Origin of the sequence: Salmonella sp. 32082101201600294FB01SM01, from assembly GCF_017572865.1 — a bacterium.
GTDB classification, from domain to species: domain Bacteria; phylum Pseudomonadota; class Gammaproteobacteria; order Enterobacterales; family Enterobacteriaceae; genus Salmonella; species Salmonella enterica.
In genome coordinates this window covers 550,706-562,456 of sequence record NZ_JAGESB010000002.1, presented here as the reverse complement: position 1 = coordinate 562,456, position 11,751 = coordinate 550,706, and the positions used below count along the sequence as shown (strand labels likewise).

Genomic DNA, 11,751 nt, shown 5'->3' with positions numbered 1-11,751 from the left:
CATCCGGCATCGTTTTTAAACCTCTTCAACGCTCACCTGCATCGCCGCCAGCGCATTACGCGCTGATTTCAATACCTGTTCGCACAGTTCAATGGTTAGCGTGAGCGGTGGCTCGATACGAATTGTTTTCGCATTATTCAGCGTACCAGCGACCAGCACGCGTTGACGGAACATCTCACTGGCAAAACGGTAGCCCGTTTCGTTATCGACAAATTCAATGGCCATCAACATACCTTTGCCGCGCGCATCGTGTACCAGATTGGGATATTCACGCGCAAGTTGTCGAAAACCATCCAGTAGCGTATCGCCTTTTTGTTCCGCCTGGGCCGGGAGGTTTTGCTCCAGCAGGACGTTAATGGTCGCCAGCGCGGCAGCACAAGCCAGCGGATTACCGCCAAAAGTGGTGGTATGCAGGAAGGGGTTGTCGAACAGAACCGAAAACACCTCTTCAGTCGCGATGGTGGCGCCAATCGGCATCACGCCGCCGCCCAGGGCTTTCGCCAGACACAGAATATCAGGCTGCACATTTTCGTGCTCGCAGGCAAACATCTTGCCGGTACGCCCCATGCCGGTTTGTACTTCATCCAGAATCATCAGCGCGCCGAATTCATCACAGAGCTTACGTACCTCTGTCAGGTATCCCTGCGGCGGCAGGATCACGCCGCCTTCACCCTGAATAGGCTCCAGAATCACGGCTGCTATCTCGTCGCCCGTTTTTTTGCCTTCGCTAAATGCCATGCTCATCGCGTCGATATTGCCAAACGGCACATGGCGGAAGCCCGGCAGTAAAGGCATAAAGGGTCTGCGGAAGGTGGATTTGGCCGTGGCGGAGAGCGCGCCCAATGATTTGCCGTGAAATGCGCCGCTGGTGGCGATAAAGGTAAACTTGCCGCGCGGCGACTGATACGCTTTTGCCAGTTTTAACGCCGCTTCGACGGATTCGGTGCCGCTGTTACAGAAAAAGCTGTACTTGAGTTTCCCCGGTGTCAGCGCCGCCAGCGTTTTTGCCAGCATCGCCCGCAAGGGGTCAAGTAACTCCTGGCTGTGGAGAGGTTGTTTTGCGAGTTGATTCTGGACGGCGGATACCACAACAGGATTACGGTGCCCCACGTTAAAGATGCCAAACCCCCCAAGACAGTCGATAAACTCTTGCCCCTGGGTGTCGACAAGCGTATTCAAACTGCCCGCTTGCCACTCTACGGCTCCGTAATCCCCGCCGGCGGTAACAGATTTCCGGTATTCCAGAAATCCTGGATTTACATGCTCTTTAAAGTAGTCAATGACCTCTCGGTTTAGTGCTTTCATTTCCTCATGGTTTAGCGTTCGCTTCTCGATGAGATTCAGTGCGTGCGCGCTACAGGCCAAAGCCGATGCGCTGGAAGGTAACCTGTTCAAAATGAGCTCCAGAGGGCCGTGTATCACATGATACTGAATTAAGTATTGCAGGGATTAGCGGGGGTCTAAGCCCATAGTGAAAATCGGGATAAACACCAGGAATAATCACATTTACACAACATTTAATGTTATGTGTTAACAATTGGATGCATTTTGAGCAGATCTTGTTTTATGGTTTACGGTGTGTTGCGTTAACGGCGGCGTGAGAAAAAGGTGAGCCAGGGCAGATTTTAAAGAAAAAGGTTGTCCATGCTAAACAATTTCATAATGAAAATAAGGCGCAGGATGAGGTGAAAATCGTACAAATATTAAGGATTAATCGCAAATTGCGATCCAGAGCAATTTTAACAACTAAAGATAAATAGATTAGCGCCGAAATAACATCTGAGCGAAAAATTAACATCCAGATAACCTGCACAGGACGCTATCATGTCTTCTCATCCCTACGTCAGCCAGCTAAATACCCCGCTGGATGATGATACCACTCTGATGTCTACGACCGACCTGGAAAGCTATATCACTCACGCCAATGACACTTTTGTCCAGGTGAGCGGCTATCAGTTAAACGAGTTACTGGCGCAGCCACATAATCTGGTGCGTCATCCGGATATGCCGAAAGCTGCCTTCGCAGATATGTGGTACACCCTAAAACAGGGCGAACCGTGGAGCGGCATTGTGAAAAACCGGCGTAAAAACGGCGACCATTATTGGGTGCGGGCCAACGCGGTACCGATGATACGTGAAGGGCGTGTGGCGGGATATATGTCGATCCGTACCCGCGCCACGGATGATGAGATTGCCGCCGTTGAGCCTTTATATCAGGCGCTAAATGAAGGGCGGTGTAGTAAACGTATTCATAAAGGCCTGGTGGTTCGTCAGGGCTTGCTGGGCAAACTGCCCGCTATGCCTGTTCGCTGGCGAGTGCGTAGTATTATGGGGCTAATGGCCGTAATGCTGGCGTTGGCGCTGTTCGGTACGGATGCCTCATGGCAGGCGTTGTTGTTGGGCGCGTTGGCGATGCTGGCAGGTACGGCGCTATTGGAATGGCAAATTGTGCGTCCCATTGAAAATGTGGCGACGCAGGCGCTGAAAGTGGCGACCGGCGAACGCAACAGCGTACAACATCTTAATCGCAGCGATGAGTTGGGGCTGACGCTGAGGGCCGTGGGGCAGCTTGGCTTGATGTGCCGCTGGCTGATCAATGACGTATCAAGTCAGGTTTCCAGCGTCAGAAACGGCAGTGAAAGGCTGGCGAAGGGTAACAATGATCTGAACGAACACACCCGTCAGACCGTGGAGAATGTTCAGGAAACGGTAACGACCATGAACCAGATGGCGGAGTCCGTGAAGCTCAATTCCGAGACGGCTTCCGCTGCGGATAAGCTTTCCATGGCGGCCAGTAGCGCGGCGACTCAGGGAGGTGAGGCGATGGATACGGTGATTAAAACGATGGATGATATCGCTCACAGTACGCAACGTATCGGGACGATCACCACGCTAATTAACGATATCGCTTTTCAGACGAATATCCTGGCGCTGAATGCGGCGGTAGAAGCGGCGAGAGCGGGCGAGCAGGGGAAAGGGTTTGCCGTGGTTGCTGGCGAGGTACGCCATCTTGCCAGCCGCAGCGCTAACGCGGCGAACGATATTCGTAAATTAATTGATGCCAGCGCAACAAAGGTGCAGTCAGGCTCCGAGCAGGTTCACGCCGCAGGCCGTACCATGGATGACATTGTAGCCCAGGTGCAAAATGTCACCCTGCTTATCGCACGGATCAGTCAGTCGACGCAGGAACAGACAGATGGGCTTTCCAGCCTGACTCGCGCCGTGGACGAGTTGAACCGCATAACCCAGAAAAATGCGGCGCTGGTGGAAGAGAGCGCACAAGTCTCCGCAATGGTAAAACACCGTGCCAGCCGGCTGGAGGATGCGGTCACGGTACTGCATTAAGTTTATTTGTAGGTAGCAACGGTAATGACATCCGCCCGGTAGCAACAAGCTTACCGGGCGGATGCGCTCTGATAGAAGGCGGTGCCTGCCATCACAGAGAGTATCAGTGGCCTGTGATGTTAAAAATAATGTGATATTTATTCCTTCTTTCTTCCTACCTATTAATAGGTATAAGCTCAGTTAATAAATAAGAAATGGTTAACCTTTTAGCGTATTTCTTTCATTATTGGTGCCAATTTATGTCACTATTGGTTCATCTTTCTGTGAACAATAAAAATTACTTACTAATAATGTTCCGAAATAAAAAGCGATCAATATCATAAAGTTAGTAACATTATTGCCGATAAATCTTCCTGTATGAGGATATGCAATCCCAGGGAGAAAATATGTTTTTGCATAACATTAAAATACGTTCAAAATTATTTATGGCCTTTGGCTTATTCATTGTTCTCATGGTGGTGAGTTCCGCTCTGTCTTTGTTTAGCCTTGATCGGGCTAATACGGGTATGCAGGACATTATTACCAATGATTATCCCACCACGGTAAAAGCCAATCTGTTAATCGATAATTTTAATGATTTCATCATCGCGCAGCAGCTCATGTTACTGGATGAAGAGGGGCGCTGGAGCCAGAGCTCGCAGAAAGAACTCAGTGAGATAAGCCAGCGCATTTCGGCGTTACTGGATGAGCTTTCCAGGGAAAATAGTCACGATGCGGATTCACAGAAAATCATTAATGAGATCCGTGAAGCGCGCCAGCAATACCTGGAGTCCAGATTCCGTATTTTGAAAGATATTCAAAGCAATAATCGTCAGGCGGCCATTCAGGAGATGATGACCAGAACGGTGCAGGTGCAAAAAGTCTATAAGGACAAAGTCCAGGAACTTATCGCTGTTCAGGACGCGCAGATGCATGAAGCGAGCGTGCAGGTCAAAGAGGATTTTAAAAATAATCGGACGCTGTTAATCACTTTGGCGCTGATAAGCATCGCCGCCGGAGGCGTAATGGGATGGTATATTGTGCGTTCTATTACCCGACCGCTTGATGACGCGGTACGCTTTGCCGAGGCGATCGCCGATGGCGATCTGACTCGTCATATCACCACCGACTATAAAGATGAAACAGGCGTACTACTGCAAGCATTAATGGCGATGAAAACGCGTCTGCTGGATATCGTACAGGAAGTGCAAAACGGTTCGGAGAGTATCTCCACGGCGGCGGCGCAAATTGTCGCCGGTAACCAGGATTTGGCGGCGCGTACGGAAGAGCAGGCCAGCTCGGTTGAAGAAACGGCGGCGTCGATGGAACAGATTACCGCCACGGTTAAAAATACGGCTGACCATACCAGTGAAGCGACCAAACTCTCTGCCGGCGCCGCCAGCGTGGTGAAAAACAATGGGGAGATGATGAATCAAGTGACGCAGAAAATGCGCGTCATTAACGATACGGCAAATCGTATGTCGGATATCATCAATATCATTGATTCCATTGCCTTTCAGACCAATATTCTGGCGCTGAACGCGGCGGTTGAAGCGGCGCGCGCGGGCGAACATGGACGTGGTTTTGCCGTTGTCGCCGGAGAGGTTCGCCAGTTGGCGCAAAAGAGCGCCTCGTCAGCCAGTGAAATCCGTAATTTGATTGAAGATTCAACCAGTCAGACTCAGGAAGGGATGCACCTGGTGGAGAAAGCCAGCGCCCTGATTAATGGCATGGTGGATAACGTCGAAGAGATGGATGTGATATTACGTGAGATTGGGCAGGCCAGCCGCGAGCAAACTGACGGTATTTCGCAGATTAACAGCGCGATTGGCCTGATTGACGCCGCCACGCAACAAAACTCCTGCCTTGTGGAAGAGTCTGTTGCCGCCGCAGCGTCGCTGAACGAACAGGCGTTACATTTAAAAGAGCTGGTTAACGTGTTCCGCGTCCGCGAAGAGGACACGCAGCCCGCTTAATCCAGTTCGGCGATTTCCAGCGCCGCGCGATCAATCACGCCGATAATGCGTTTGATTTGCGCGTCGTTGATATCGCTGTGGTTTATCCGCAGATCCAGCACGGCCTTGAAGTTATCCAGCGCCCGCTTCATCTGCGGATTTTTACGTAACTCCATGCCCACACAACGGGCTTTTAGCCGCGCCTGAATATGCGTCAGATGTTCGCGATTTTCATCAAGCCATTGCGCGCCGTTCGCGGTAATCGCGATTTTTTTCCGCCCGCCTTCTTCGTCGCTAATCGTGATAAATTGCTGATCCTGTAAAAAATCCAGCGTAGGGTAGATCACGCCAGCGCTTGGCGTATAGCCGCCCCCCGTCAGGTTTTCTATCGCTTTAATCAGTTCATAGCCGTGGCTGGCGTCCCGGGTCAGGATATCAAGAATGACCAGCCGAAGTTCCCCGTGGCCAAAAAATCGCTGACGTCGACCACCGCCCTGTCCATGACGACCACAGCCGTGTCCGTGACGGTGTTCGCCGCCGCAACTGGCGTTCTCATGCTGATGCGCGCTATGGCAGCCTTCATGCTGATGTTCTCGATCTTTGCAGCAACCATCGTGCTTATGATCCCGGTTTTTGCAACACCCTTCATGTTGATTTTGCATCATTGCCTCCTGCTTGTTTAGATATATCTAATTTATATCTAAATTATGGGTTTTAGCAAGGGTAAAAGCGATTGTTGCTATAATCTATTAATTTATAACGTTTTATTCTAAGGTTATAGTTAGCGACTCGTTGCCAGAACACTATCAAAAAACAGTTGCATTTTTACTGATTAACAATCATTATCATTTAAAACTTTAATTTAGATATATCGTATTACTTCACGAAGGCAAAAAATGACGACATCATCCGTACGCTACCCACAACGTGTTCGTAATGAACTGCGTTTTCGCGAGCTGACCGTTCTGCGGGTAGAACGTATTAGCGCAGGATTTCAGCGGATCGTACTTGGCGGCGAGGCGCTGGACGGTTTCACCTCCCTGGGCTTTGACGATCACACGAAAGTTTTTTTCCCTGAGCCAGGCTGTCGCTTTACGCCTCCGACAGTCACTGAGGAAGGCATTATCTGGGGGGAGGGCGTTCGTCCGGTCTCCAGGGATTACACGCCGCTGTATGATGAGGCGCGTCGCGAGCTGGCGCTGGATTTCTTTATCCACGATGGCGGCGTAGCCAGCCGTTGGGCAATGGAAGCCCGTGAAGGCGATACACTGACGATCGGCGGGCCGCGCGGTTCGCTGGTGGTGCCGGAGGATTATGCCTGTCAGGTTTATGTCTGCGATGAGTCCGGTATGCCTGCGCTGCGTCGTCGTCTGGAATCGCTTAGTCGTCTGCCTGCGCGCCCTGCGGTAACCGCGCTGGTGAGCATTCAGGATGCCGAATATCGCGATTATCTCGCCCATTTGACGGATATTACTGTGGAATATGTTGTTGGCGGCGATGAACAGGCAATACAAACGCGCCTGTCGCAGCTGACAATACCAGAATCAGACTATTTCATCTGGATTACTGGCGAAGGCAAAACGGTAAAACGTTTAAGTCAGTGCTTTGAAAAGGGGTTTGATCCACACCTGGTACGTGCGGCAGCCTATTGGCATCGTAAATAGCGGTATGGGGCGAGCTCTGTCAGAAACAAAAAAGCCACTCTTTAGAGTGGCTTAATTGTATGATTTTAAAGCTAAAATTTGGTGGCCCCTGCTGGACTTGAACCAGCGACCAAGCGATTATGAGTCGCCTGCTCTAACCACTGAGCTAAGGGGCCGTGGCGGTGGATTATAATGTAACTTTACGCTGTAATCCAGCCGTAACCGTGCGGGTGCTGTTTTTATAAACAATGTGTTTTCAACCCGTTATACTTAAAGTACGTTGTATTGCTCAGGAGTAATAATGGTTAAGGACATACTGGCGCCAGGGCTACGGGTGGTTTTTTGCGGCATCAATCCGGGACTCTCCTCGGCGAATACCGGCTTTCCGTTTGCGCATCCCGCGAATCGTTTTTGGAAAGTTATTCATTTGGCCGGTTTCACCGATCGACAGTTGAAACCGGAAGAGGCGGAAAAATTACTGGATTTTCGCTGCGGGGTAACGAAACTCGTCGACCGACCGACAGTACAAGCGACTGAGGTGAAGTTGCATGAATTACGTAGCGGCGGACGCAACCTGATTGAAAAAATAGAGGACTACCAGCCCGCAGCGCTGGCGGTGCTTGGTAAACAGGCTTTTGAACAGGGATTCAGCCAGCGTGGTATCGCCTGGGGTAAACAAAAGATCGCCATTGGCGCGACGATGGTGTGGGTGTTGCCGAATCCCAGCGGCTTAAACCGAATTAAAACGGAAAAACTGGTCGAGGCCTATCGCGAACTGGATCAAGCGCTCATTATGCGTGGGCTATAGCAATGGGGAATGAGGGCGCGAATACTCGCGCTGTGTAGAAATTCTGCAGGCCAAATAGGGCGCTCGCGCATGACCTGATAAAAAAACGCCGCCTTGCGGCGGCGTTTATACGTGTGCGGCGAATTAATCGTCGAGGAAGCTGCGCAGCACTTCAGAACGGCTCGGGTGGCGCAGTTTACGCAGCGCCTTCGCTTCGATCTGACGGATACGTTCGCGGGTAACATCGAACTGTTTACCCACTTCTTCCAGCGTGTGGTCGGTGTTCATATCGATACCGAAACGCATACGCAGCACTTTCGCTTCACGAGCGGTCAGGCCAGCCAAAACGTCGTGAGTGGCGGCACGCAGGCTCTCGGTAGTGGCAGAGTCCAGCGGCAGCTCGAGGGTGGTATCCTCGATGAAATCACCCAGATGCGAATCTTCATCGTCGCCGATCGGCGTTTCCATGGAGATTGGCTCTTTGGCAATCTTCAGCACCTTACGAATTTTATCTTCCGGCATCAGCATCCGTTCAGCCAGCTCTTCCGGCGTCGGCTCGCGGCCCATCTCTTGCAGCATCTGGCGAGAAATACGGTTGAGCTTGTTGATGGTCTCAATCATATGCACCGGAATACGGATGGTGCGCGCCTGATCGGCGATAGAGCGGGTGATCGCCTGACGGATCCACCAGGTTGCGTAGGTGGAGAACTTGTAACCACGACGGTATTCAAACTTATCAACCGCTTTCATCAGACCGATGTTGCCTTCCTGAATCAGGTCAAGGAACTGCAAGCCACGGTTGGTGTATTTCTTAGCGATAGAAATAACCAGACGTAAGTTCGCTTCAACCATCTCTTTCTTCGCACGGCGGGCTTTCGCTTCCCCGATGGACATGCGACGGTTGATGTCTTTCACCTGTTCGATGGTCAGACCGGTCTCTTCTTCAATCTGCCGCAGTTTTTGCAGACAGCGTTGCACTTCTTCCGCGACATCGTGCAGTTTTTCCGACCACGGTTTGTTCATCGCGATAGCGGCATTGAACCAGGTTTCGCTGGTTTCGTTACCGGTAAACAGCGTGATAAAGTTCTTCTTCGGCATTTTGCACTGCTCGACGCAGAGCTTCATGATCAGACGTTCCTGGGTACGCACGCGATCCATCATCACGCGCATACTGTTGACCAGATAGTCGAATTGCTTCGGTACCAGACGGAACTGTTTGAACACTTCAGACAGCTTCAGAATCTCTTCCTGCGCGGCAGCATGGCTGCGGCCTTTCGCTTTGATGGTGTCGCGCGTAACGACGTATTGCGCGCGCAACTCAGCGAATTTTTCGCGTGCCAGTTCAGGATCAATGCTGTTGTCGTCATCGGCGGCGTCATCGTCGCCGTCTTCTTCATCTTCGTCTTCGTCATCATCCAGGTCTTCCTGGGAGAGTTCAGAACCGACGTGAGTTGCGGTCGGCGCCATCTCTTCTTCCGCGTTCGGATCGACAAAGCCGGTGATAAGATCGGACAAACGAGCCTCTTCAGCCTCAACGCGATCGTACTGTTCCAGCAGATAGGTAATGGCTTCCGGGTATTCGGCAACGGAGCATTGAACCTGGTTGATCCCGTCTTCGATACGTTTAGCGATGTCGATTTCGCCTTCCCGGGTCAATAGTTCAACAGTGCCCATTTCACGCATATACATGCGTACCGGGTCAGTCGTACGACCGATTTCAGACTCAACACTGGACAGAACTTGTGCAGCAGCTTCTTCCGCATCTTCATCGGTGCTGGTGGTATTTTCAGCCAGCAGCAGATCATCGGCATCAGGCGCTTCTTCCATTACCTGAATACCCATGTCGTTGATCATTTGGATGATATCTTCAATTTGATCTGAATCGACGATATCTTCCGGCAGATGGTCATTGACCTCAGCATAGGTCAGATAGCCTTGCTCCTTACCACGGGTGACAAGAAGTTTCAGCTGTGACTGCGGGTTTTGCTCCATAAGACGGTATCCACACTTATTCGTTTGATTGGTGTCGACGGTATAGCTGTCGACATTTAAAGCGAGGGCATACTTATATTTTGGCCGCTGCCTCTCACTGCGGCTGTCGGGGGCTTCCCGATCGATATGCGGCATTTAAGCCGTTAAATTCATTTTCTGGCCAGCTCCTGGTTTAACGTCCAGAGCTCTCGGCGTTCTTCGCTGCTTAAACCGTGAGTGCGATCGCGAGCGATCAGCTCTTCTTGTCGCAGTTGCAGCAGCGAATCAAACATATGGTTGAGTGAGTCGGTAAAGGTCTTTTCGGCAATCGCCTTATCTGCTATATCGTCCCACATCGATAATTTTTCAAGGGTCGCAGCATCATTTGTGCCACGGTAGAGTTCCAGAAGTTGTCCGGTAGTAAGACCTGGCTGAGCCAAACAAGTTTTGACCAATTCTTTAAATAAGCCAAGCCCAGGCAGCTTATTCTCATCCAGCGCGTCTAAGGGCGGCACTAACGGCGCGAGATCCGGATTTTGCACCAGTAATCCTATCAGTATACGCATGGTCGTGCGTTTTAGCTGCGGAGCCGGGCGGGAAACGCCGCTTTCCGCCTGTTTTGGCACTAAACGATCAAGCTGACTATCATCGAAAATGCCTAACTTCAGCCCCAACGTCTGGCGCAACTGAATACGGTGTGCGTCGCCAGGCACCTGATTAATGAGCGGCAGCGCCAGTGCGGCTAACTGCGTGCTGCCATCCGGCGAGCTTAAATCCACCTGCGGCAGGAGGCTATTAAACAGAAACGTAGAGAGCGGCTGCGCCTGCTCCATCCGCGCTTCAAAAGCCGCCTTGCCTTCTTTACGCACCAGCGTATCCGGGTCTTCGCCGTCAGGTAAAAACATAAAGCGTACCTGCCGACCATCGGTCATATAAGGCATTGCTGTTTCCAGCGCTCTCCAGGCGGCATCACGGCCAGCCCGGTCGCCGTCGTAACAGCAAATTACGTTGTTCGTCGCCCGGAATAACATATGCATATGGTCTGCCGTGGTTGAGGTACCCAGCGAAGCAACCGCATAGTTAATGTCGTATTGCGCTAGTGCGACGACATCCATATAACCTTCGACCACAAGCAAGCGTTGCGGTTCAGCACTATATTGCTGAGCCTCATAAAGACCATATAGCTGGCGGCCTTTATGGAAAATGTCCGTTTCCGGAGAGTTAAGGTATTTCGGCGTGTCGTTCCCCAGAACTCGACCGCCAAAACCAATCACCCTGCCGCGTTTGTCCCGGATAGGGAACATGACCCGATTACGGAAACGATCGTAAGTGCTGCCCTGCTCGTTATTGACCAGCATTCCGGCATCCAGCAACAATGCCTTGTTATCGCTGTTATTACCGAAGCGCTTTAACGCGTTATCCCAACCAGGCGGCGCGAAGCCAATGGCGAAACGCTGAATAATTTCAGCGCTCAGACCGCGCTTTTGCAGATAGTCACGCGCAGGTTTTGCCGCAGGATGGGTAAGCGACTGCTGATAAAAGTCATTCAGACCATTCATCAACTGATAGAGGTTTTGCCGTTGATGGCGCTCTATCTGGCTAAGCCCGGTGCCTGCTTCATAGGGAATTTCCAGGTTATGCATGGCCGCTAATTCTTCGACGGTTTCGACAAATTCGAGCTTGTCGTAATTCATCAAAAAGTCGATCGCATTGCCATGTGCGCCGCATCCAAAGCAGTGATAAAACTGTTTTTCACCGTTTACGGTGAAAGAAGGAGTTTTCTCATTATGGAATGGACAACACGCGTGATAGTTCTTGCCCTGTTTCTTGAGTTTTACGCGCACGTCGATCAGATCGACGATATCGGTTCTCGCCAGCAGGTCATTAATGAATACGCGTGGGATTCGTCCAGCCATATGCCCCTTTTATACACGTCATTCTTCAGGCTGCCGCAGTGTTGACTACGTTCGCTCACCCCTGTCGCTGACTTGCGTAAGCGCCGGGGACTTGCTCTCTTGCCGCCTGGACGCAGCATGAATGATTTTGTGTATATGCTAATGCATAAACGAAA

The 11,751-nt window shown here is 51.2% G+C and carries 8 protein-coding genes and 1 tRNA gene; 4 read left to right on the top strand and 5 right to left on the bottom strand.

Going from position 1 to position 11,751, the window contains the following annotated elements; genetic code table 11:
* Positions 1-15: 15 nt before the first annotated feature.
* On the bottom strand, positions 16-1,395 hold the full coding sequence (ygjG, locus tag J4645_RS12455) for a putrescine aminotransferase (protein WP_001520281.1): 1,380 nt from the start codon (positions 1,393-1,395) through the stop codon (positions 16-18).
* 429 nt (positions 1,396-1,824) lie between these two features.
* Between ygjG and J4645_RS12450 the strand changes: the two genes are divergently transcribed.
* Both J4645_RS12450 and J4645_RS12445 read left to right on the top strand, forming a co-directional pair.
* Positions 1,825-3,345 (top strand): PAS domain-containing methyl-accepting chemotaxis protein, encoded by a 1,521-nt coding sequence (locus tag J4645_RS12450; RefSeq protein ID WP_023214431.1) that lies wholly within the window; start codon positions 1,825-1,827, stop codon positions 3,343-3,345.
* A gap of 386 nt (positions 3,346-3,731) precedes the next feature.
* Entirely contained in the window at positions 3,732-5,300 is a 1,569-nt protein-coding gene (locus J4645_RS12445; protein ID WP_000478462.1) for a methyl-accepting chemotaxis protein, read from the top strand.
* On the opposite strand, the gene J4645_RS12440 is transcribed toward J4645_RS12445, so the two are convergent.
* A complete protein-coding gene (locus J4645_RS12440; RefSeq protein WP_000983434.1) occupies positions 5,297-5,944 on the bottom strand; it encodes a PadR family transcriptional regulator in 648 nt (215 codons plus the stop codon). The two genes, J4645_RS12445 and J4645_RS12440, sit on opposite strands and share 4 nt — an antisense overlap.
* Before the next feature lie 231 nt (positions 5,945-6,175).
* On the opposite strand from J4645_RS12440, the gene J4645_RS12435 reads away from it, so the two are divergent.
* Positions 6,176-6,943, top strand: coding sequence for a siderophore-interacting protein (locus tag J4645_RS12435; RefSeq protein WP_000213764.1), 768 nt, complete (start codon positions 6,176-6,178; stop codon positions 6,941-6,943).
* A 79-nt stretch (positions 6,944-7,022) separates the two neighbouring features.
* On the opposite strand, the gene J4645_RS12430 is transcribed toward J4645_RS12435, so the two are convergent.
* Positions 7,023-7,098: transfer RNA gene (locus tag J4645_RS12430), tRNA-Ile, on the bottom strand.
* 125 nt (positions 7,099-7,223) lie between these two features.
* On the opposite strand from J4645_RS12430, the gene mug reads away from it, so the two are divergent.
* Positions 7,224-7,730, top strand: coding sequence for a G/U mismatch-specific DNA glycosylase (gene mug, locus J4645_RS12425; protein WP_000237776.1), 507 nt, complete (start codon positions 7,224-7,226; stop codon positions 7,728-7,730).
* Between the two features lie 123 nt (positions 7,731-7,853).
* Here the strand turns inward: mug and rpoD are convergent, their stop codons facing one another.
* Together rpoD and dnaG are read right to left on the bottom strand one after the other, a co-directional pair.
* The gene (rpoD, locus tag J4645_RS12420) at positions 7,854-9,836 is read right to left on the bottom strand and encodes an RNA polymerase sigma factor RpoD (protein WP_001120159.1); all 1,983 of its coding nucleotides are present in this window, start codon (positions 9,834-9,836) and stop codon (positions 7,854-7,856) included.
* Between the two features lie 14 nt (positions 9,837-9,850).
* Positions 9,851-11,596, bottom strand: coding sequence for a DNA primase (gene dnaG / locus J4645_RS12415; RefSeq protein WP_000918862.1), 1,746 nt, complete (start codon positions 11,594-11,596; stop codon positions 9,851-9,853).
* Positions 11,597-11,751: the final 155 nt, after the last annotated feature.

Coding starts and splice junctions, on each gene's coding strand:
- dnaG (WP_000918862.1), bottom strand. CDS start 11,596: ATGGCTGGACGAATCCCACGCGTATTCATTAATGACCTGCTGGCGAGA.
- mug (WP_000237776.1), top strand. CDS start 7,224: ATGGTTAAGGACATACTGGCGCCAGGGCTACGGGTGGTTTTTTGCGGC.
- J4645_RS12435 (WP_000213764.1), top strand. CDS start 6,176: ATGACGACATCATCCGTACGCTACCCACAACGTGTTCGTAATGAACTG.
- J4645_RS12450 (WP_023214431.1), top strand. CDS start 1,825: ATGTCTTCTCATCCCTACGTCAGCCAGCTAAATACCCCGCTGGATGAT.
- rpoD (WP_001120159.1), bottom strand. CDS start 9,836: ATGCCGCATATCGATCGGGAAGCCCCCGACAGCCGCAGTGAGAGGCAG.
- J4645_RS12440 (WP_000983434.1), bottom strand. CDS start 5,944: ATGATGCAAAATCAACATGAAGGGTGTTGCAAAAACCGGGATCATAAG.
- J4645_RS12445 (WP_000478462.1), top strand. CDS start 3,732: ATGTTTTTGCATAACATTAAAATACGTTCAAAATTATTTATGGCCTTT.